Source organism: Spirosoma endbachense (assembly GCF_010233585.1).
Lineage (GTDB): Bacteria > Bacteroidota > Bacteroidia > Cytophagales > Spirosomataceae > Spirosoma > Spirosoma endbachense.
On record NZ_CP045997.1, the window covers coordinates 3,654,496 to 3,677,422 of the forward strand.

Here is a 22,927-nt window from a genome sequence, read left to right on the forward strand (position 1 = left end):
AATTTGCTTATAAGACCCCTAATAGCTGAAGCTTTCCAGTAGGAATGGCCTCCCAAAGCCGGGTGCGCATCTGTTGAATTTCCAGCAAGACTCTCCCCCCTTCAGCCGTTAGCGCAAACAAACGCTTGCTTCGCCCTCCTCGCTCAGCCGTTGCCCCGCCTATAGAGGATGACAAAAAGCCTTTTTCTTCGAGTCGATACAGGGTCGTGTGCACGGCGCTAACCGTAAAGCTTCGGCCCGTCTGCTCCTGAAGCTGCTCCATAACCGGCACCCCATAGACCTCCTCGGTGCTGGCAGCTACCACTAATAGCACCAGTTCTTCCAGTTCTCCAAGTATGGTCTTTTTCATACGCGTGTCAGGCTGATCAATTAGATACAATATTTTAAATCAAATCTGATGCCAGAGTCAAAAAGTGCCTTTAGCATACGCTAAACCAACTAACCAACGCGTACACTGTCCAGAAACGGACGCATCTCTGTCCATGAGTGGACAGTAAGAAAAAATAAAATCCTGGCGATCACAACTTGCCTGACAGGAACTAAACCTGTCATGTGGCGATAAGCTACAGATCTGGCCAAGCATGATCCATAGCGCACCATATGATTATAACAGGTTCACAGGCTGGTGCTTTCTTTTCCGTACGCTTGTGCATATGCGTTCGTCAGCCTATCTTGGCCGGCCAAGTACGATTACGCTTTTTATGATACGCTTTCTTTTCCTGTCGCTCCTTCTAACGAATCACCTATTTGGTCAGACACCATCTGCCGAACGAGTTACCCGGCACATTGAAAAACTGGCATCCGACAAGATGAAAGGACGTGGAACAGGTAGCCCAGAAAACGCAAAAGCGGCCAGCTACATCGCCAGATACTTCAAAAAATATGGATTAACTCCTTTGGGAACCGATGGCTACAATCAACCCTTTACGGCGAAAATCAGGCGTGTCGTTGTTCCTGATAGTCTCCGGCAAGCAACGAATGTGATTGGCTTTCTGGATAATGGAGCGCCTTATACTATTGTGATCGGCGCTCATTACGATCACCTGGGCATCGGTCGGCAGGGAAGTTCTCTGGAAGCACAGCCCGAGGGAAAGATTCACAACGGGGCCGATGATAATGCATCGGGCGTAGCCGGATTGCTGGAATTAGCTCAGTATTTTTCTAAAAACGGGGTAAAAGAACCGTACAATTTCCTGTTTATGGCCTTTGGTGCCGAAGAATTGGGCTTACAGGGCTCTCGCTATTTTCTGAACAACCCAACGCTGCCTTTAGAAAAAATGAACTTTATGGTTTGCATGGATATGATCGGCCGATATAACCCGGAGCGGGGTGTGGGCATTGGTGGTTATGGCACCAGTGATGCATGGCCAACCGTGTTCAACGGTGTTGACAGTATGATTAAATTTTTTACCGATCGTCCCGGCAACGGTGGATCGGATAATGCGGCTTTCTATGCGAAACAGATTCCGGTTCTATTCTTTCATACCGGTGGCCACCCCGATTACCACAAACCAACCGACGATCCGGATAAAATTGATGCCAAAGCCGAAGAAGCCATTCTAAAGCTGGAAATCAGGATTCTCGAAAAGGCTATGCAACAACCCAAACTAACGTTCACGGCGGTGAAGTAACGCTTCCCGAAATCGCTTAACCTGGTAAAAAATATGCTAAAATCGTTCTTCTACGTTCTTGCCTTTATGGTATTTTGTCTGTCGTCAAAAGGGCAGAACCGACCTAACATTATCTTTATTCTGGCCGATGATCTGGGCTATGGCGATGTGGGCATCAATGGGCAGAAGCTCATCAAAACGCCACATATAGACCGACTGGCGAAAGAAGGAATGCAGTTCACGCAGTTCTATGCGGGCACATCGGTCTGTGCGCCTTCGCGTTCGTCGCTTATGACGGGTCAACATACGGGCCATACGTATATACGCGGCAACAAGGGCGTAGACCCGGAAGGCCAGGAGCCAATTGCCGATTCGGTGGTTACAGTGGCTGAAATTCTGCAACAGGCTGGCTACACGACAGCGGCTTTCGGCAAGTGGGGTTTAGGCCCGGTTGGTTCAGAAGGTGATCCCAATAAGCAGGGATTCAATCGATTCTACGGCTACAACTGCCAGTCGCTGGCACATCGGGCTTACCCGAATCACCTTTGGGATAACGCCCGGAAGATCGTACTGGAATCGAACCAGAATTTGCGCCAAACGAACGAGTATGCACCCGACCTGATTCAGAAACAGGCGCTCAACTTTCTGGACGCTCAGGACAAATCGAAACCGTTTTTCCTTTTCCTCCCTTACATTTTGCCTCATGCCGAGTTGGCCGTTCCCGACGACAGCATTTTTGCTCAATATAAAGGCAAGTTTGCCGAAAAACCGTTCAAGGGAGCTGATTATGGGCCAAATGCCAAAGACGGCGGCTACACTTCACAAGCCTATCCACATGCGGCCTTTGCGGCCATGGTAACCCGGCTCGATTTGTATGTTGGTCAGCTCATGGCTAAACTGAAAGCCAGTGGTCTGGATCAGAATACCCTCGTTATCTTCTCCAGCGACAATGGTCCCCACATAGAAGGCGGTGGCGATCCAACGTTTTTTACGAGCAGCGGTGGCTTCCGGGGCGTAAAACGCGACTTATACGAAGGAGGAATCCGCGAACCGTTTGTGGCCCGTTGGCCGGGCGTCATTAAGCCCGGCACTAAAAGCGATTACATTGGCGCTTTCTGGGATTTGATGCCCACCTTTGCCGAACTAGCCGGAGCCAAGGCGCCCGCCCGAATTGACGGCCTCTCGTTCGTGCCTTCACTAACGGGTAAAGGCACGCAGAAAAAGCATGATTACCTCTATTGGGAATTTCACGAGGGCGGTGGCAAACAGGCAGTTCGTCAGGGTAACTGGAAAGCGGTTCGGCTGCAGGTGGCTAAAGACCCGAACGGCCCTGTTGAACTGTATGATCTGACAAAAGATCCGGCCGAAACCCGTAATCTGGCAGCCCAATTTCCCGACAAAGCGAAGCAACTTGCCCAACTGATGAATGCCTCACACGTAGAGTCGGCTATTTTCCCATTTGGCAAGGAGTGAAAAAACTAGGTTTACTTTTGTCCATTCGGCAGCGAGGAGCACTATCTTTGCCCAATTTATAGTTCTACTGCTTCCATGGCCCAATCTCTCAGCGTCCGCCATCTGGTGGGTATTAAAGACCTGACCGAATCTGACATTCAGCTCATTCTGGAAACGGCCAGGCAGTTTAAAGAAGTGATTAATCGCCCAATTAAAAAAGTGCCGTCGCTGCGTGACGTGACGATTGCCAACGTTTTTTTTGAAAATTCGACCCGTACCCGGCTTTCGTTTGAACTGGCCGAGAAACGATTATCGGCCGATGTTGTCAATTTTTCGGCTTCGGGCAGTTCAGTAAAAAAAGGCGAAACACTGCTGGATACGGTCAACAACATTCTGGCGATGAAGGTCGATATGGTCGTGATGCGGCACAGTAGCCCCGGCGCTCCGCACTACCTCACGAAGCATATCAAAGCCAACGTCGTCAACGCGGGCGACGGTACGCACGAACACCCCACACAAGCCCTGCTCGACTCCTTCTCTATCCGCGAGAAACTCGGCGATGTTGCGGGTAAGCGCATTGCCATCATCGGCGACATAACGCACTCCCGTGTGGCGCTTTCCAATATTTTCTGTCTGCAAAAGCAAGGGGCCGAGGTAATGGTCTGCGGCCCTAAAACACTTATCCCCAAATACATTGAAGCGCTGGGCGTAAAAGTCGGCCACGATGTTCGGAAGGCTCTCGCCTGGTGCGATGTTGCCAATGTGCTCCGGATTCAACTGGAGCGGCAACAGATCAAATACTTCCCATCGCTGCGTGAGTACTCGCTCTATTTCGGTATCTCAAAGCAAATGCTCGATGAGTTGGACCGATCCATTGTGCTCATGCACCCTGGCCCTATCAACCGGGGTGTCGAACTAACCTCCGATGCCGCCGATTCGTCGCATTCGATCATTCTGGATCAGGTCGAAAATGGAGTTGCGGTTCGGATGGCGGTGCTCTATTTGCTGGCGCAGTTGTAAGACCTTACTGACAGCTTTTTTTGTTATAGTTGTAGGCCTTTCGTTCAGAGCCGTGCCACGGTTACTGATCCTACTTGTGATAACCGTGGCACGGCTCTGAACGAAAGGCCTAAGTTGATAAAATAGCGTACTGCCAATGGAACTGGAACTCCGAACGTTGCACCCGCCCCGGTACCAGAAATTTGATGACGATTTTTTCTTCGCCTTATGTCAGGTGAACGAAACGACTCGACTGGAAAGGGATGCCCATGGAAATATCATTTTTATACCCCTCGCCAGAACAGAAACAGGACGTTATAACGCCGATTTATCAGGCGAAATTTGGAATTGGAATCGCCGTAACAAACTAGGTTACACATTCGATTCGTCAACTGGATTTAAATTAGCGAATTCTGCTGTTCGATCACCAGACGTAGCCTGGGTCAGTCTTGACCGTTGGGAGGCAATTCCCGAATCTGATCGACAGGGTTTCGCCCCACTTTGCCCGGATTTTGTGGTTGAAATTCGCTCAAAGAGTGATGATTTAAAGGATTTGAAAGAGAAAATGGAAGAATACCGCGACAATAGTTGCGGACTAGGCTGGCTCATTGATCGGAAGGAGAAGCAGGTTTTTATTTATCGCGAAAACGGCTCCATCGAGATTAAACAGGGAACGTTCGTCGGTTTATCTGGTGAAGACATTCTGCCCGATTTGAGCATCCAGATTGATCTATAACCAATGTACTGCCCATAAAACAAAAGCAGCGTAGTTCTGGGCTATGCTGCTTTTGTTTTATGGGCTTAAATACGTTATTTCACTCCCTCGCCTGTTAATCATACTACTTCGTCAATGAAATACCCCTCTACGTTCATTCGAACAGTGCTTTTTCTTGCCCTGTGCATCACGCACTACGCCAACGCACAGGAAGATATCCTTAAAAAACTCCAGGAAATTGCCATCATCGAGCAAAAAATGATGATTCCGATGCGCGATGGCGTTCGGCTGGCAACTGATATCTATCGACCTAAAACCGATAAGCCCGTACCAATTATCTTCTCCAAAACCCCTTATAATATCAATGCCTGGGGCGATGGTGAGCTCCGGCAGAATTCTTATCAGGCAGCGCTCGATGCCGTAAAACGGGGTTATGCTTATGTCGTTCAAAATGAACGGGGTAAATTCTTTTCGGAAGGCGACTGGGACATTCTCGGGCCACCCACGACGGATGGCTATGATGCGTTTTCGTGGATGTCAAAACAGCCGTGGTCGAATGGTAAAATTGGCACTTTGGGCTGCTCCTCCACGGCCGAATGGCAGATGGCCGTGGCCGCTTTAGACCACCCGGCTCACGCAGCGATGGTGCCAATGGGTTTTGGGGCCGGAGTGGGGCGTGTCGGCCCGTTTATGGAGCAGGGCAACTGGTACAGGGGCGGGGCGCAGCAGATGCTTTTTACAACCTGGTTATATGGTAGCCAAACAGATGCATTTGCCCGTCCGAACTTCCCCAAAACGGCCACGAGCGACGACTTAACGCGCGTATCCCGGTTTTATGACCTGGCTCCCGAAATGCCTAAAGTCGATTGGGCGCAGGGGCTGAAACACTTACCGGTTCAGGATATAATCAGGAATGTGAATGGCCAGAAGGGCATTTACGAAAAGATGATCGTTCGCAAACCGAACGATCCGGATTGGTATAAGGGCGGTCTTTACCACGACAATATGCCTTTTGGCGTGCCGAGTTTCTGGTTTGTCTCGTGGTATGATGTCTCGAACGGGCCGAATCTGGCCTTGTTCAATCACGTCCGCAAAAATGCGACTGATCCGCAGGTTCGCGACAATCAGTATCTGGTCATTGCTCCTACGCTGCATTGTGCTTACAAACGCGCCACCGAAAACACCGTTGTTGGTGAACGTAGTGTGGGCGATGCACGACTGGATTATGATGCGCTCATCTACGGCTGGTTTGATCATTGGCTGAAGGGTGAAAACAATGACATCCTGAAAAATACACCCCGCGTCAAATACTACACGATGGGTTCTAACAAATGGCAGACCTCAGATACATGGCCTCCCTCCAGTACGGAAATGACGACCTACTTCCTGTCGGGAGGTGGTCACGCCAATAGCCTCTATGGCGACGGTAAGCTCACAACCAAACCATTGGGAAAAGACGAAAAACCGGATGCTTTCGCCTATGATCCGGCCTATCCTGTCCCTTCGTATGGCGGTAACGTTTGCTGCACGGGCACTGCCATTCAGGGCGGCTCATTTGACCAGCATCAGATGGAAACACGGCAGGATATTCTGGTCTACACAACCGAGCCTTTTGCCGATGGAGTCGAACTGACGGGTTCGATTGAACCAACGCTCTACGTTTCGTCGGATGCCAAAGACACGGATTTTACGATTAAGCTGATCGACGTTTATCCGGATGGGAAAGCCTATAATCTGGACGAAACAATCCTACGCGCCCGGTATCGGGAGGGGTTCGACAAAGAGGTATGGATGGAGAAGGGTAAAGTGTATAAGCTTACGTTAAGCCCGATGGCTACAAGTAATTATTTTGCACCGGGCCATCGGATTCGGATTGAGCTATCGAGTAGCAATTTTCCGCGCTTTGATCGCAACATGAACACGGGTGGTGATAATTACAGCGAATCGAAAGGCGTAGTTGCACACAATCAGGTGTTTCATTCAGTCCAGTATCCATCGCAGATACGCCTGCCGATTGTAAAAAAGTGAACCGAGTAGCTTCCTGCCAGGAAGCTACTGAATTTACCAATCTACCAAATCCGTTGTCCCAGCAACCGAGCGAACAAATTCGCGAACCTCGCTGTTCTCTGAGTACTAAAATATGCCTTCTTCTCACCAATTTTAGCGAATAACGAGACCCAATACCTTGCTGATACGTTGGAGAAGTACTACTTTACGTTTCTTCACTGACAAAAAACGACTTTACTGATGAAAGGCTTTCAATTTTCCGATTACGTACCACCCGAACAGAAGGAAGGCAATAAATTCGACCAACTGCTCAATATTTTCCAGCAATTGCTGCTGCTAACTTCCGGTGATGTGGAGCAGGCAATGTCGTGGATGAGCCAGCTTGACCGGCAATATGGCCTTACCGATGATAAGTACGGGATTGGCAATTTCTTCGATGACCTGAAAGAAAAAGGCTATCTGACCGAAGAAAATGAAGAAGGTCGCATTGTGATGACGCCCAAAAGCGAACAAACCATTCGCCGGAGCGCTCTGGAAGAAATTTTCGGGAAGCTCAAACGCTCCAAGTCGGGCGGGAATCACAACACACCCTACACCGGTACTGGCGATGAACTCAGCAGCGATCTCCGTTCGTATCAATTCGGTGATACACTAGAGCAAATCTCGATGACCGAATCGATCAAAAATGCCCAGATCAACAGCGGTGTCGAAGAGTTCCAACTCATGGAGCGCGATCTTGAAGTAACAGAGAAAGAGCAGAAAACACAGACATCGACCGTGTTGATGATCGACATTAGCCATTCGATGATTCTGTATGGCGAAGATCGGATTACACCTGCGAAGAAAGTAGCCCTCGCGCTGGTCGAACTGGTTAAACAGAAATACCCGAAAGACACGCTGGATATTGTTGTGTTTGGCAACGATGCCTGGCAGATTCAGGCGAAAGAACTCCCCTATCTGGAAGTTGGCCCGTATCACACGAACACCGTGGCCGGGCTGGAACTTGCCATGGATTTACTGCGTCGGCGGAAAAACAAGAACAAACAGATTTTCATGATCACGGATGGAAAACCAACGTGTCTGAAAGAAGGGATCAAATACTATAAAAACTCATTTGGCCTTGACCGCAAGGTTGTCAGCAAAACCCTGACGCTGGCTGCCCAATGCCGTCGACTGGAGATTCCGATCACGACCTTTATGATTGCCTCCGATCCGTATCTGAAGCAATTTGTGCAGGAGTTTACGAAGGTTAACAACGGTCGGGCTTACTACAGTGGCTTGCAGGGTCTTGGCAATATGATGTTTGAAGATTTTCAGCGAAACCGTCGGAAGAATATCAAATAAGCCGTATGCTATCAGCCGTATCGAATAAAGTCGGGACACTCCTCCCGACTTTGTTTTTGTTTCTCAGTATGGTCACGAATGCACTTAGCCAACCTCTAACCGACTCGCTGACTGCCTATATCCATCGATTACCCAAAAACGCCCGGATCAGCATTGCCACTAAATCATTGGCCGACAGCAGCTTGTCGTTTTATGAGCGGGCCGATGAACGGGTACCATCCGCCAGCGTGATCAAACTGCCGATCATGATCGAAGCAATGGAGCGGGTAAAAGCCGGAACGCTCGATCTGGACGAGATTCATATCCTGACGGACTCCGAAAAAACCGGTGGCGATGGTGTTTTGAAAACCTATTCACACCGTAGCCGCGTCAGCTACCGCGACATGCTCCGACTCATGATGGTTTTTAGCGACAACACGGCAACCAACATCTTTATCAACGAACTGGGTCGCGATGCTATCAACCAGCGCATTCATCAGCTTGGTCTTGCACAAAGCCAGCTTAACCGGGTTATGATGGATACGCTGGCTGCCCGGCAAGGTCGCGATAATTACGTGACAGCGCGGGAAATGAGTCAGTTGCTGGAGAAAATTTACCGAAAGCAAGTCGCAACACCCGAACTCTGCGATCAGATGATCGATATTCTGAAGCAAAACGAAGATACGAAGACGATCCCCGGTTTGTTGCCCAAAGGAACGGTTGTAGCGCACAAAACCGGCACGCTGACCTACGTGCGGGGCGATGTTGGCATTGTGTACGCAAAATCGGGTAGCCAAAATCAACCCTTTTTGTTGTCTGTATTTGTGGAAGGTGTTGCCCAGCCAGAAGCGGAGCGAATTATTGGCGAGATTGCATTAATCTGTTATACCTATTACTCCCACCAATGATCAACTTCGCTGATAAAGCCATTGCTTATTACAATTCGCTTGCTGCACCGACCAATCTGCCGCCCGACATCGGCGTTATGAATCCGTATCAGGAACCGGTAGTACAGCATCTGGTCAGCGAATTTTACAGCCGTTTTTTCAATGATAACATGCCCCGGATTTTCGTTCTGGGGATCAATCCCGGTCGATTTGGAGCGGGTGTAACGGGGATTTCGTTCACAACACCCCAGAATCTCCGCCGATATTGTGGCATTGACAATAACCTGCCCGATACCCCCGAACTTTCCAGCCGGTTTATTTATCAGGTTGTCGAAGCCTTCGGTGGCGCTAAGGCGTTTTATGGTCGTTTCTTTCTGACCTCTCTGTTTCCGCTCGCTCTGACCAAATCAGGGAAAAATTACAATTTCTACGATGACCGTACGACTACCGAAGCGCTTTGGCCCGCGATTACAGAAACCGTTCGAACGCAGATCGACTTTGGCTACGATAGGCGGATAGCTGTGTGTCTGGGTCGCAAAAACGAAACATATCTGCGTCGCCTAAACGACCAGCAGCATTTCTTCGACCGCATTGTCACACTCGATCACCCGCGTTACATTCTACAGTATAAAACGAAAGATGTTCCCGTTTATCTCGAACGCTACATTTCAACCCTGTACGACTGCCTGGAATAGGGCGCATAAAAGTCGGCAAGCCGTTTTATAAACGTACTTCGCTTATACGTTTGTCAGCTCTCAGCGTAAGTCCTGATTTTATAGCCTGATCAGTTCCAGAATAAACACAACAGGCTCTAGTTTCCCATCACCATCAAAATCATCACTCTCAGCTTTAGACATTTTTAGCGTATTACTGCTTACAACGGCATCGTACGATTTCGTACTACGGCTGTTGATAATTGTCAGTTTTGACCCGGTCAATGTCCAGTTCGAGCCATCTTCAATTGGTCCTTCTCTTACGGTTGAGCAGGAAGCGATTGGTGTAGTAGTTATTTTTCCTCCAGCGTTGAACGTAATTTTTGCCTGCTTGACGCATTTAATAACATCATCTCCCAAAAAGGCACCGTAATAGATGAACAAATCGGCCGTTTTTTGCCCATTTCCCAGCAAATCTACAGCTGGGTCTACCTTATAGGCCGAAATAGTCCAGCTTCCTTCAATTGATGAAGCTTTTATAGCGTCGCTGTCATCTTTTCTACAGCTTCCCAGCCACCCTATCATAGTCAGAATAAGAATACAGCCAGACCAGTGCCGTAATCTGTATCTATTCATCAGTGAATTCTCACAAACAACAGCCATGATCTGTATCGCTAAAGATAGGATACAAACGTAACTTAATTCTCAGGCAAGTGAAAATACAACGTCAAAATCTATTCGACCAACACAATCGATCTCAGGCTTTTAGCCTCAGTTCGTGCCAAGGCAAACGATGATGGTCAAAGGTCTGACTCTAACGCCGACTAAAAACAAAAGCAGTCCATTTGACAACGGACTGCTTTTTTCAGTAAAGAGAGAATATGCCTTATGCGCGCTTAAATTCGATGACAGTTGTGTAGGTTTCGTTTTTCCCATCGCCATCAAGATCATCCTGTTCAGTAACGCTCCAGGTCATTGCGCTGCCACTCACGGTCAAATCATATACCTGTGGACCGTCGCTGTCTGTAATTGTCAACTTATCTCCCGTTACTTTCCAGGTTGAGTTATCCGTTGCCGGATTGAAATCGTCGGCATCACCCGACTGACATTTTGGTGAGGCAACACCCGTCACTTTACCATTGCTATTGAACGTAATCTTGCTGTCGGTCAGGCAGGTAATGGCATCAGCACCAACATATTGTTTAATAAGTTCGAGGTAATCTTCGGTCTGGTTGCCCTGTTTCAATTTCATGCCGGAAATTTTCCAGCTTCCTTCCACCGAATTTGGCGTCACGACATCACCACCGCCATTCTCTTTCTTACAACTTCCGAACCAGAGTGGCATTGCCAGTACGAATGCCCACGTGAGTAAACGACCTAATTTCATCATGTTTATTTGTTTCTACTGCTTGAGTTTTTTTCAGTTTCGAAACAAAAGTATCGGGGCTACAGATGATCGACAGGGGCAATCGGGTTGAATCGTAAAATCCTATTAACGAAGTGTCATAAGAGCAGGATGAATTGGTTGCACACCTATTTTTTTAGTAAAAGCCATTGCCATTTCTTTTAAAGTCAACAAATTCTGCATAACTAGGCCATTCGCTGAGAGCCACGGTCCGCCGTTACCCCAAGCGAAAAGTCCTAATAACGTAACTGTAATTCTTCTGACTCATGCGTATTTTATTCATTCTACTTCTGTCTTTCGGCCTGTTCAGCCAGACATCAGCCCAAACCAGTTATCAACCAACGCCCGACAATCTGGCTGCCCGGAAAGCGTTTCAGGACGATAAATTTGGCCTCTTCATTCACTGGGGTGTTTACAGTATTTTGGGGGATGGAGAATGGGTGATGAACCAGCGGCAGATTCCGATCAAAGACTACGAAAAACTCCCGACGTTTTTTAACCCCACTGCCTTCGATGCCAAAGAATGGGTTACTATGGCTAAAAATGCAGGAATGAAATACATCACCATTACCAGCAAGCACCACGATGGCTTTGCGATGTATGACTCCAAAGTGTCTGATTACGATATAGTTGACCGAACACCCTACAAAAAAGACGTGCTGAAAGCACTAGCCGACGAGTGCCGCGCTCAGGGTATCAAACTGTTTTTCTACCACTCCCACCTCGACTGGCACCATCCCGATTACTTCCCCCGCGGACAGACCGGCAAAACGGCAGGCCGACCCGAAAGTGGTGATTTCGATAAGTACCTCACCTACATGGATACGCAACTATCCGAACTGCTGACCAACTATGGTCCCGTTGGTGGCATCTGGTTCGATGGCTGGTGGGATCAGTCGGCCCATGATAAAAATGATCCGCATAAAACCGTTGTCGACTGGAAACTCGATCGGACTTACTCCCTCATTCACAAGCTTCAGCCTGCGGCATTGATTGGTAATAATCACCACGTTGCCCCTTTCCCCGGTGAAGATTTCCAGATGTTTGAGAAAGACCTGCCGGGGCAAAACAAGACTGGTTTCAGCGGAGAGTCGGTTATTGGGCAGTTGCCGCTCGAAACCTGCGAAACAATGAATGGGGCCTGGGGTTTTAACATCAAAGATAACCGGTACAAAAGCACAAAAGATCTGGTGCAGTACCTGGTGAAGGCTGCCGGTCATAACGCCAATTTTCTGCTAAACGTTGGACCAATGCCCAATGGTAAAATCCAACCTGAGTTTGTCAAAACGCTGGCCGAAGTGGGGCAGTGGATGCAGAAGAATGGCGAAACCATCTATGGTACGCGCGGAGGACCGGTTCCCGCCCGCGACTGGGGCGTCACAACCGCCGTAGGCAACCGCGTTTTTGTTCATATCCTCAACTGGGAAGATCGCCAGCTAACGCTCCCGCCCGTTTCCGGCAAAATCCGCTCGGCTAAACTGTTTGCCGACAAGAGCCCGGTAAAGGTCGTTCAAACGCCCGAAGGCATTGTGTTAACCATGAATTCGGCACCCTCAGCTGATGCCACCGATACAATCATTGAACTGGAAATGGCTCCCGAAGTAGCTAAGAAATAAGTGGGCAGGCTTTCGTTTTCTGTTGAAACCGCTAAGCGTCTTTATGGGTTATTTTTTGCCGATGGCCGCGAAGATACTGCGGCCATCGGCATTTTGACTGGCCTAAATCGGCGGCAGAATGGGTTTTATTTGTAAAATCTTTCCCCTGATCGTAGTATTACCGTTCAGAATCTACCTCAGAGATTGATCGATACTTCTCAACATGCATAGGTTAATAAACACCATCGGCTTCCTATTTTCTACGTTTTACTTCATTCAGGCACAGGTTCCCGTTACGCCAAAATCAGGGCCAAACGTCTATCAGTTCACCAAAGGGCTACTAGCCAACACGGGTAGTCGATATGGTCGGGAAGCCATTTATATGGACCCACTAGCCTACCAGCTCTATACAAATACGCTCAAACAGCCAACGGAAGGATCGGTATTCGGCACAACTGAACAAGGTCAGGAAATAAAATGGCAGCCAATTGTAGCCGATAGTCTGAACCGGCTTCGGAGTCGAAATGGATTTAGAGGTGGACAGGGCGGTCCCGCCGGGCCGGGGATTACACCTGGAAACAGTCGGGGAGGAATTGGAAATGGCGGTGGTTATATTTACCTGACCTATTTCTCTCCCAAAGAGCAAACGGCTCTGCTAAACATCAAAGGCAACAGCAATGTGTATGTCAATGGTGAACTACACATGGGCGATGCTTATAGTATGGGCTATCTGGCCTTACCGGTAAAATTAAAAAAGGGGCTCAACGAATTTTATGTACGCGGTATGGCGATCGTTGCCAGTCTGACGTTCCCTGAAAAATCTGTTTTGTTCAATACAGATGACCCTACGCTTCCCAGTATTGTTCCGGGAGGCCAGAACGCGAATTTGCAGGGGGCTGTGGTTATCGTCAATACGTCCGATCAGCCCTTAACGGGTTTGCAGCTAACGAGTAAACTGGCAGGGAAAGAAGTGACCTCCCTCCTCCCATCGATTCCGGCCCTGTCGATTCGAAAGGTGCCTTTTACGTTCGATGGCAGTGGTGTGAGCGCCAAAGGCAAGTATGATTGCGCCATTACGTTGCTCAAAAAGGGTAAATCCATGGACGAATCGAAGGTGACTATTGAAGCTGTTGCTCTTGGCGAGTCATACAGCAGCACCTTTACCAGTACGATCGATGGCAGTTTGCAATATTATGCCGTTACACCACAATCCTCCGCCAACACAACGAACGCTGCGTTGTTTCTCTCTGTGCATGGCGCTGGTGTCGAAGCAATTGGGCAGGCCAGAGCCTACAAACCCAAAGACTGGGGCACCTTAGTAGCGGCTACGAACCGGCGGCCACGTGGCTTCAACTGGGAAGATTGGGGACGATTAGATGCGTTGGAAGTGCTGTCGATCGCCAAAAACAGATTCAAACCAGATCCACAGCACATCTATCTGACCGGACACTCGATGGGTGGGCATGGGACTTGGTTTCTGGGAGTGACTTACCCTGATAAATGGGCTGGTATTGCTCCCTGCGCGGGCTATCCGACCTTAAAAGAATATGGCTCTGCCGACGGCGTCATTCCCGATAGCAGCAATAATCCGATAGAGCGCATGTTGTTGCGGGCTGGCAATCAGAGTGATGTACTGAAATTGGTCAGCAACTATAAACCACTGGGTATCTATGTACTTCATGGCGATGCCGATAAAACAGTGCCCGTAACGTATGCGCGCCAGATGCGGAAGCTATTGGGCAATTTTCATTCCGATCTGAGTTATTATGAGTATCCTAACGGCGAACACTGGTTTGGCGACCAGAGTGTAGACTGGAAACCCTTATTCGATTTCTTCAAATGGCATCAGCGACCCGTCGATTCGACGGTGAATGCCATTGATTTTATGACCTCCAGCCCAGGTATTTCGTCCTCTTATTACTGGGCTTCCATCGAACAGCAAAACCAGCCACTGCAATACAGTCGAATAAAACTCAACCGGACGAAAGCGGCCATTACGGGTTCGACCGAAAACGTCCATCTGCTGAAAATAAAACTGGCTGATTTTGGCGCAAATGCCCGCATCAAGCTCACACTCGACGGGATGACAGCCGTTGATTACACGACGAAGAGTACGAACGATAGTTTATTTCTGCGCCGGGATAATGGTCAATGGTTGATCACTCAACAGCCCGATTTAGCCCAAAAAGGACCGCATCGCTATGGAACATTTAAAGATGCCTTTACAAACCGAATGGTTTTTGTGTATAGTACACTTGGCTCCAAAGAAGAAAACGAGTGGAGTCTTCAGAAAGCCCGCTATGATGCTGAAACATGGTATTATCGGGGCAATGGTGCTGTAGACATTGTAGCTGACAAAGAGTTTTCGCTTCAGAAATATGCCGACCGGGGAATTATTCTCTTCGGCAACGCCAGCACAAATGCCGCCTGGAAACTCCTGTTAAACGACTGCCCAATTCAGGTCGAGCGAAATTTGATTCGCGCAGGGAGCCAGAGCTGGCAAGGCGACGATCTGGCCACGTATTTTGTCTGGCCAATCAAAGGATCGCCTATTGCGTCGGTGGCCGTGATTGGTGGAACGGGTCTGAAAGGGTTGAAAGCAGCTTCCGCGAATCAATATTTTGCCGGGGCAAGCGGTTTTCCTGATTTTATGATTTTCAGCCTGGACATGCTAAAGACCGGCAGTAAAAGCATAAAGCAGGCTGGTTTCTTCGACAACTCCTGGAAACTGATTGGTAACGATACCGTTCTGAATGAGTAAGCTACAGAAATAACAGGGTGGTGAATCACCCACAAAGACGCTTCAAGTCGAGCGGTTTTAGCACTGCCTGGTAATTGGCCCACCATTTGATTAAATGTCTAATTATAAGTATGTTAATAAAAATAAATACCCATAATCAAGCGATCAAAGATCTAATTTATTGAGTGAACGGTAGGTTTTCATAAATAGGTTTACCGAACTTACCGTTCGCTCAAACTACTCAATCAATATCCGTAAAAATACTTATTTTTATTCTGCAACTAAACAAGTATGCCGGTGCCTACCCTTGCCTAGAGACCCCCTGTAGCCGGTTAGTTGAGTGGTCTTTACCTTATCTTCTCCAAAACCTGAACTGGTTGTTGGTTTCGCGTATAACGATTCAAGCTCCTGACACCTTGTCGAGCTAAGGCTCTTCTTTTTTGTAACGATTTAAAGCAGTTGTTCTTTTCCAGGCTCGTTGTTGAGCCTGGTCGGTAGCGTTGTAGCTGTCATTTCCTGCTTTCTTTTGGCCAACTGCCAAAGTGTCGTAGCCCTACTGTGCATTGCTGGAACAGCCCTGTTTCCAACAACCTGATTTTCAACGACTCATCAGAAAACGAAAAATCCATTTACTGAATACTTAAACCACACCATTATGAACGTATACTTTCCTGCGCTGAACATAGGCATAGCTCATTAAAAATGAGCAAGCGAATAATAGACACTCTATCAGAAGGACGGATCGAGATGTTGATCCATATATCGATAAAATCGATATATGGATTCTGACCTATACGATCGACCTCTACCTCAGCTTTACACAGTACCTAGCTGGCCGTAAAACTGATCATTCGCACAGTTTTCAGGAGTAAATTAATCCATGCGCCATCCTGACAGGAAGCGTTTATCCACACCTAATTATCATGAAATCAGCACAATGGACTTTTGCCATAATCATCTTATTGTTTAGCCAGGCATCCGGACAAACGACACTTACAGGAGCCATTCGCGACGGTGCCGGCAAACCCCTGCCCTATGCGAGTGTGGCCTTGCTCAACGCCCGTGATTCGAGTACGGCCAAAGGAACAGCCAGTGATCAGCAGGGAGCATACGCCTTTGAGAATGTTCGGATTGGGCAGTATATCGTGCGGGCTACGGCCGTTGGCTATCAGAAAATGCATTCAATGATCCTGGATGTCAGCAATACACCCACTCATGTTCCGACGCTGGCCTTGTCTGAAATTACGGGTAAACTGGCCGAAGTACAGGTAACGGCCAAAAAGCCGTTCGTTGAGCAGCAACTCGACCGTATGGTCATCAACGTTGCCAATAGTATTGTCGGTAGCGGCAGTACAGCGCTCGAAGTGCTCGAAAAGTCGCCGGGTGTAACGGTAGACTATCAAAACGAGCGGCTCCAGCTTCGGGGAAAAGATGGTGTTATTGTTCAGATCGATGGAAAACAGACGTATCTCTCAGCGCAGGATGTCATTGCGCTGCTGAGGAGCATGTCGAGTGATAACATTGAGAAAATCGAACTCATCACGAATCCTTCAGCGAAGTATGACGCAGCCGGAAATTCGGGCATTATCAACATACGGCTCAAAAAGAATAACAGTGTTGGCACCAATGGCTCGGTATCAGTGGCTGGCGGAACGGGCCAATATGATCGGGAACGGGGTAGTCTGCAACTCAATCACCGCACGCCGAAACTGAACCTGTTTGGAAATTACAGCCTGAACCGGGGCGGTAATTACTGGGATTTTAAGCTGGACCGCAATCAGCCTGATCCCAGTGCGACTGATCCGGCACGGCGTAACGTGGTCAGCCAATATACGCACCTGATTTTTCGCGACCTGGGCCAGAATACCAAAGCAGGGCTTGATTTTTCGCCGTCTAAAACGACAACAATAGGCGTGGTGTGGACGGGTTTCTGGAGCGATCATCACGAACATGGACCGGCGGGGGCAAGTTTCCGGCGGGGCGATGGTCAGCCGGTTTACCTCCAGACATCGACTGAAAAAACGTATTCAACGGTTTCGCAAAATCAGATTGGCAATCTCAATCTGCAACATTCGTTCGGCGAAAAGGGCGGTCAGCTATCCGCCGACTTCGACATTGGCCATTTTAATCGTCAATATTCGAACAGCCTCTTAACCGAAACGCTTATTGCCACCAGCGATGTCAATCCGCCAACCGGCGGGCTGTTGATTACACAGCCATCTACAGTGGACATCCGCACGGTAAAGGCCGATTATAGTCGTCCGCTATCGAAAGGCTGGAAGCTGGAAACCGGCCTGAAAAGTGCATCGGTTCAAACCGACAACGATCTTCGTCTGAGCAGCGGCCCAGATGGAGTGTTAGTGCCTGATCTTACCCTATCGAACCATTTTCAGTATACCGAGCGTGTCAATGCTGTTTATGCCAGCGTGTCGGGAAAGTGGGGGAATTCAGCGGTTCAGGTAGGTTTACGAACCGAGCACACTCATTCAGAAGGTAACTCACTAACGCTGAATCAGGTTGTGGTTCGAGATTATTTAAAGTGGTTTCCGAGTGTGTTTGTATCGCGGCCTCTGTCGGCGAACCAGACGTTTACCTTTTCTTATAGCTACCGGATCGACCGGCCGAACTACCAGAACCTGAATCCGGCCAGAGGGTATGTAGACCCATACGCCTATAGCCAGGGGAACGCCTACCTGAAACCTCAGTTTACGCATGCGCTGGAAGGGAAATTAAGTTTAAAAAACGGCATGTTCGGGTCATTGGGAGCCAATTACACAACTGACCTGATGTTCTTTACGATCCATGCACTGGAAGGCAATAAGACCTACGTCACGACTGAAAACCTGGGTAGTGCCCAGGGCTACACCCTGACCTTGAGCTGGCCACTGACCGTTGTGAAAGGCTGGCAGCTACAAACCAATGTACTGGGCTACTATAACCGCTTTGAATATGACTACGAAGGAACCGTTCTGCAGGTACAGAACCTAGCAGGGCGGCTGAACGGCAACAACGCGTTTACGCTGGGCCACGGCTGGACGGCCGAACTCAACGGATGGGTCAGTACGCCCGCTGTAAACGGCATCTGGCAGTCGCCCTGGTTAGGCGCTATGGATACTGGCATTCAAAAAACGGTCTCTTCATCGCTCAAGCTCAAGTTCAGTGTGCAGGACGTGTTTCATACCAATCGTTTCCGCCCATCCGTCGAAACGGCAAATGGGCAACAGGCAGGCGTTCTGACATTCGACACACGTATTGCCCTTCTGAACCTGACCTACTCGTTTGGCAACCAGAAACTGAAGGGCGAACGTCAACGGCGTACCGGCTCCGATGACGAGACCCGACGGGCAAATTAACAACTCATAGTAAACTGACTGCTCACCTGATCACTGTTGTATTGTCTATTTATTAACCATGCTCATGAAAACAACCGCTTATTCAAAAGCCGCCGGGCTTACGCTGCTGCTCGTATTGGCCTTCATTGCTGGCTGGGAATTGTACTGGCGTCACGAGAACTACGTATTATCGTACAACGACGACGAAAGCCTTTGGGCCAGCAAACGGAAACTGATTTACCAGAGCAGTCCGGCACGACCTGTTTTGATTGGCTCGTCGCGCATCAAATTCGACCTGGATCTGAGCACCTGGGAACGAATAACCGGGCAAAAACCCATTCAGCTATCGATGGTTGGTACGTCACCTCGCCCCATGCTGACCGATCTGGGCAACGACAAAAACTTCAAAGGAACAGTCTTAATCGACGTAACGGAAGGGCTGTTTTTTACGCCAACCGGTTCGTTTCCCGAAAAAGAGGCAATTAATCGGGTTACGGCCTATCCTAAATGGTCATTGTCTCAACAGATTAGTTTTCAGATCAATCGGATATTGGAGGCTAATTTCCTATTTCTGGATGCCGAGCGACTAGCCCTGAATCCGCTCCTGAATTTACTGCCAATCCCGACCCGGCCCGGTGCGTGGGGCGGCCCAAAATTCCCGCCTGAGTTTGCGGTAATTGACATTGACCGACAAACGAAAATGACGGATGCATTTGTTGCCGATACAGCTATTCAAAACAAGGTAAAGGCCGTCTGGCTGGATATTGGCGCACACAGTCCCAAACAGGCAATTGCGGGACCGCCCTTGCTGGAAATTCTCAATTCGACAAAGCAGTCGGTCGATCAGATCCGGGCGCGGGGAGGTCAGGTGGTGTTTATCCGAACACCGTCGGATGGCCCTTTTCGGCAGATCGAAAAACAGATGTTCCCTCGTGAATTGTACTGGGATCGACTATTGGCTCATACGCAGACACCCGGCATTTTTTTCGAAGACTACCCAGCTCTCACTGGTTTTCAGTGCCCGGAATGGTCGCACCTGACGCCAAAGGATGCTATTCGCTTCACGGAAGATCTGATTCCGATTATTGAGAAAAAAATGAGCAGGTCGATCCCCCGAAGTTCGTCCAGCCCGACTAAAAAAAATAGTTCCTCTCTTTAGCGCACTCAACTCATGGTCTTTAATTCCTACACATTCATTATCTTTTTTGCTGTACTATTAGGGCTGCACAATTTGCCTTTTTCGTGGAAAGTGAAAAAGATCAACCTGCTACTGGCCAGCTATTTGTTCTACGCACTCTGGAATCCGCCGTTCATTTTACTGCTTTGGCTTTCGACGGTGGTTGATTTTTACATGGCCCGGCTGATTTCGCTCGAACAGCGCCCGCTTCGCCGGAAACTCCTGTTAACGGTTAGCCTCGTATTGAACCTGGGCATGCTCAGTTATTTTAAGTACGGCGGCTTTCTGCTGGAGAATTTTACGGCGTTATTATCACCCGTAGGTATCGTTTTTCAGGCAGCCAAGCCTGATATTATTCTACCGGTCGGCATTTCGTTTTACACGTTCGTGACACTCTCATACACGCTGGATGTCTACCGTCGTAAGTTTGCTCCTGAACCCTCGTTCCTGAACTTTGCCCTATTCGTAACCTTTTTTCCACACCTGGTTGCGGGGCCGATTGTGCGCCCTGAGGATCTGATTCCGCAGTTCAAGACACCACGTCGGGCAACGGCCGAACAACTAAGCTGGGGATTATTTCTTCTATCGCTTGGCTTATTTATGAAAGTCACCATAGCCGATGGCCTGCTGGCCGAAACGGCCGATCTGATTTTCTCGCTCCCGTTCCCGGTGCAGACACTCGACGCATGGATGGGTGTACTAGCCTTTTCGGGGCAGATATTCTGCGACTTTGCGGGCTATTCGACCTGCGCCATCGGTGTATCGTTATGCCTGGGTTTTGTGCTGCCCGAAAATTTTCGTTACCCCTACGCAGCCATTGGTTTTTCTGATTTCTGGCGTCGGTGGCATATTACCCTCTCGACCTGGTTGCGTGATTACCTCTACATTCCGTTGGGGGGCAATCGGCATGGATCGGTTAGAACCTACGTTAACCTGATGATTACCATGCTACTCGGTGGTCTGTGGCATGGAGCGTCGTGGACATTTGTGATTTGGGGCGGATTGCACGGATTATTTCTGTGCATCGAACGGTTATGGCGCGACTGGTCGGCCCGCCGACGCGCGAAAGTGACTGAACTGGTGGTCGAAGGCTCCCTGATTAGCCGGGCTTCGGTTATTCCACCAGTAGCCGTTTCCAACTCATTTACCCGATTTGGCCTTGCCTTACTGACGCTCTTTCTGGTAAATATAACCTGGGTATTTTTTCGGGCTCCTACGTTTAAAGGTGCCATGTTGCTCCTGCTTGCCATGTTTGGCATCATTCCCAATGGGGCGACCATGCTCACGAATCTGGCCATTCTGACCGTCAGTATTATCACCGTGGCATTGATTGGCTGTCACTGGTTTATGCGCAATAGTTCGCTGGTACAATTGTCGAAACGCCTGCCCTGGTGGGCAATCAGTCTTGGTTGGACAATCATGCTGATCCTGGTTATTCTGACCCAGAAAAGCAGCGGATCGTTTATCTATTTTCAATTTTAACGCCCGGATTTCTTCTATTTTTCACCTACCAATAAACTCTTAACGTTCCGAAATGGGCCGGACTTCCGTTTCGGAACGTTAATACACTACGCTTCATTTAATAAGAATAGGCTTTTGTCCAGAAGCGTGCCACCGTACGACGGACCGTGGTTATTAGGAACATCATCAGTAACCGTGGCACGCTTCTAAACTGAGCGAAAGCCCTAAGGGTATTCACCCACAACTGCACAGCCGGATTACGCAATACGGCCGACGCTCAGGAGCCTATAAGCATGCTTCGCCATGGGTTCACAATTCTCTCCATTCAACAGGGCCAAATAGGCAATAGCTATCTGATCTACAGCAAGCCTGATCACACAGACAAATTTATTGCTACGCTTGTTGCCAATGTCCTGACTAACAGCGACTCATAAATAAAACAAGATAATGTCTGTAGAATAACTTCTTATCAATGATGCAACCCTGATATACAAAGCATTCTCAAAACTATCCACACCATGAAAACAAGACTACTTCCATCAAACCAATGCTGGTACACCAGCATCGGCCGGGCTCTCTTTGGCCTTTTTCTTCTGATCTCCCCCTCAATCTATGCTCAGACCTATGTGGGAAAACCTTTTATTGCTACTGATCCAGTCAGTTTCCGGGCTATAATCCTTCCGGATAAAAACAGACCGGCCATCAATGTCCGCGTTGAAAAGCATAGCACTCAACCGCTACGAATTCGGCTTTTTAGCGTAAAAAGCAAAGATCTAGTGTATGATAATTATGTCACCAAAAACAAGTTTTTCGGCCGGTTCGATATGGCAGCCTTACCGTATGGCGTATATATTATTGAGTTAAGCACCCAATCAGCTAAGCAGACAGAGATATTCCGGATTGAGCCATCGACAGCCGAGCGGATTGTGTTGGTAACTAAATCACTGGAGCGCGACAGCCTGCTTGCCCAATACTGATCTTCAGACTACTCCTCGGCCAATTTAAACCTATAAGGTCTCAAAGACCTTATAGGTTTAAATTGGCCGAGGAGTACTGCCTTGCCAGCCCTTCAACCAGTCGGGCTATTGATCGATTCGTGCTATTAAATGCATAAACTACGACCGTCTATGTATTAATTGGCGTGAAACACGCAGTTGAATAAACAGACAACTGTATATTTACGATCTTTACCACTCATCGCTTCCTGTCAATGCTCATAACCACTACTCCTAACATCGAAGGCAAACAAATTACCCAATACGTCGGTCTGGTCAACGGGGAAGCCATTATCGGCGCGAATCTCGTCAAGGATTTCTTTACTACGATACGGGATGTAGTTGGCGGCCACTCCGGGGCCTATGTACAGGCGCTACGCGAAGCAAAAAGTTTTGCCATCAAGGAAATGATTGATCAGGCTACCCGGCTTGGAGCCAATGCCGTTATTGGAGTCGACTTAGACTATCAGACCATCGGCAGCAACGGGGCTATGCTCATGGTCAGCGCCAATGGCACGGCTGTTATTGTTGAATAGAGCCTCTTTTCTGGCAGCATACTGAATTTCGTGTAACTTT

At 48.7% G+C, this 22,927-nt stretch carries 18 protein-coding genes; 15 read left to right on the forward strand and 3 right to left on the reverse strand.

Features of this window, described 5'->3' with window-relative positions:
• Positions 1 to 7: 7 nt before the first annotated feature.
• Positions 8 to 349, reverse strand: a complete 342-nt coding sequence (locus GJR95_RS14605) for a PadR family transcriptional regulator (RefSeq protein WP_162386565.1) — start codon at positions 347 to 349, stop codon at positions 8 to 10.
• Positions 350 to 701: 352 nt separating this feature from the next.
• Here GJR95_RS14605 and GJR95_RS14610 point away from each other — a divergent pair, with 352 nt between their 5' ends.
• The 8 genes from GJR95_RS14610 (at position 702) to GJR95_RS14645 (ending at position 9,688) form a co-directional block, all read left to right on the forward strand.
• Positions 702 to 1,631, forward strand: coding sequence for a M20/M25/M40 family metallo-hydrolase (locus GJR95_RS14610; RefSeq protein ID WP_162386566.1), 930 nt, complete (start codon positions 702 to 704; stop codon positions 1,629 to 1,631).
• Positions 1,632 to 1,664: 33 nt separating this feature from the next.
• Positions 1,665 to 3,083, forward strand: a complete 1,419-nt coding sequence (locus GJR95_RS14615) for an arylsulfatase (RefSeq protein ID WP_162386567.1) — start codon at positions 1,665 to 1,667, stop codon at positions 3,081 to 3,083.
• A gap of 75 nt (positions 3,084 to 3,158) precedes the next feature.
• Positions 3,159 to 4,082 (forward strand): aspartate carbamoyltransferase catalytic subunit, encoded by a 924-nt coding sequence (locus tag GJR95_RS14620; RefSeq protein ID WP_162386568.1) that lies wholly within the window; start codon positions 3,159 to 3,161, stop codon positions 4,080 to 4,082.
• Between the two features lie 136 nt (positions 4,083 to 4,218).
• Positions 4,219 to 4,797, forward strand: coding sequence for a Uma2 family endonuclease (locus GJR95_RS14625; RefSeq protein WP_162386569.1), 579 nt, complete (start codon positions 4,219 to 4,221; stop codon positions 4,795 to 4,797).
• A gap of 114 nt (positions 4,798 to 4,911) precedes the next feature.
• Positions 4,912 to 6,804 (forward strand): CocE/NonD family hydrolase, encoded by a 1,893-nt coding sequence (locus tag GJR95_RS14630; RefSeq protein ID WP_162386570.1) that lies wholly within the window; start codon positions 4,912 to 4,914, stop codon positions 6,802 to 6,804.
• 219 nt (positions 6,805 to 7,023) lie between these two features.
• Positions 7,024 to 8,127 (forward strand): vWA domain-containing protein, encoded by a 1,104-nt coding sequence (locus GJR95_RS14635; protein ID WP_162386571.1) that lies wholly within the window; start codon positions 7,024 to 7,026, stop codon positions 8,125 to 8,127.
• A 5-nt stretch (positions 8,128 to 8,132) separates the two neighbouring features.
• Entirely contained in the window at positions 8,133 to 9,014 is an 882-nt protein-coding gene (locus GJR95_RS14640; RefSeq protein WP_162386572.1) for a serine hydrolase, read from the forward strand.
• Positions 9,011 to 9,688: a uracil-DNA glycosylase family protein gene (locus GJR95_RS14645; protein ID WP_162386573.1), complete on the forward strand. Its 678-nt coding sequence runs from the start codon at positions 9,011 to 9,013 to the stop codon at positions 9,686 to 9,688. Before GJR95_RS14640 ends, GJR95_RS14645 begins: the two co-directional genes overlap by 4 nt.
• A gap of 78 nt (positions 9,689 to 9,766) precedes the next feature.
• Here the strand turns inward: GJR95_RS14645 and GJR95_RS14650 are convergent, their stop codons facing one another.
• Entirely contained in the window at positions 9,767 to 10,231 is a 465-nt protein-coding gene (locus GJR95_RS14650) for a lipocalin family protein (RefSeq protein WP_162386574.1), read from the reverse strand.
• Positions 10,232 to 10,532: 301 nt separating this feature from the next.
• Complete coding sequence (locus tag GJR95_RS14655; RefSeq protein ID WP_162386575.1) at positions 10,533 to 11,036, reverse strand: lipocalin-like domain-containing protein; 504 nt, start codon at positions 11,034 to 11,036, stop codon at positions 10,533 to 10,535.
• 281 nt (positions 11,037 to 11,317) lie between these two features.
• On the opposite strand from GJR95_RS14655, the gene GJR95_RS14660 reads away from it, so the two are divergent.
• From GJR95_RS14660 to GJR95_RS14690, 7 genes are all read left to right on the forward strand, one after another.
• On the forward strand, positions 11,318 to 12,667 hold the full coding sequence (locus GJR95_RS14660; RefSeq protein ID WP_162386576.1) for an alpha-L-fucosidase: 1,350 nt from the start codon (positions 11,318 to 11,320) through the stop codon (positions 12,665 to 12,667).
• Between the two features lie 202 nt (positions 12,668 to 12,869).
• The gene (locus GJR95_RS14665) at positions 12,870 to 15,407 is read left to right on the forward strand and encodes a carboxylesterase family protein (RefSeq protein WP_162386577.1); all 2,538 of its coding nucleotides are present in this window, start codon (positions 12,870 to 12,872) and stop codon (positions 15,405 to 15,407) included.
• A 902-nt stretch (positions 15,408 to 16,309) separates the two neighbouring features.
• On the forward strand, positions 16,310 to 18,739 hold the full coding sequence (locus GJR95_RS14670; protein ID WP_162386578.1) for an outer membrane beta-barrel family protein: 2,430 nt from the start codon (positions 16,310 to 16,312) through the stop codon (positions 18,737 to 18,739).
• 64 nt (positions 18,740 to 18,803) lie between these two features.
• Positions 18,804 to 19,877, forward strand: a complete 1,074-nt coding sequence (locus GJR95_RS14675) for a hypothetical protein (RefSeq protein ID WP_162386579.1) — start codon at positions 18,804 to 18,806, stop codon at positions 19,875 to 19,877.
• A gap of 12 nt (positions 19,878 to 19,889) precedes the next feature.
• Positions 19,890 to 21,377, forward strand: a complete 1,488-nt coding sequence (locus tag GJR95_RS14680; protein WP_162386580.1) for an MBOAT family O-acyltransferase — start codon at positions 19,890 to 19,892, stop codon at positions 21,375 to 21,377.
• Between the two features lie 497 nt (positions 21,378 to 21,874).
• Positions 21,875 to 22,333 carry a hypothetical protein gene (locus GJR95_RS14685; protein ID WP_162386581.1) on the forward strand — a complete coding sequence of 153 codons (459 nt, stop codon included), beginning with the start codon at positions 21,875 to 21,877 and terminating at the stop codon, positions 22,331 to 22,333.
• Positions 22,334 to 22,566: 233 nt separating this feature from the next.
• On the forward strand, positions 22,567 to 22,887 hold the full coding sequence (locus GJR95_RS14690; RefSeq protein ID WP_162386582.1) for a heavy metal-binding domain-containing protein: 321 nt from the start codon (positions 22,567 to 22,569) through the stop codon (positions 22,885 to 22,887).
• Positions 22,888 to 22,927: the final 40 nt, after the last annotated feature.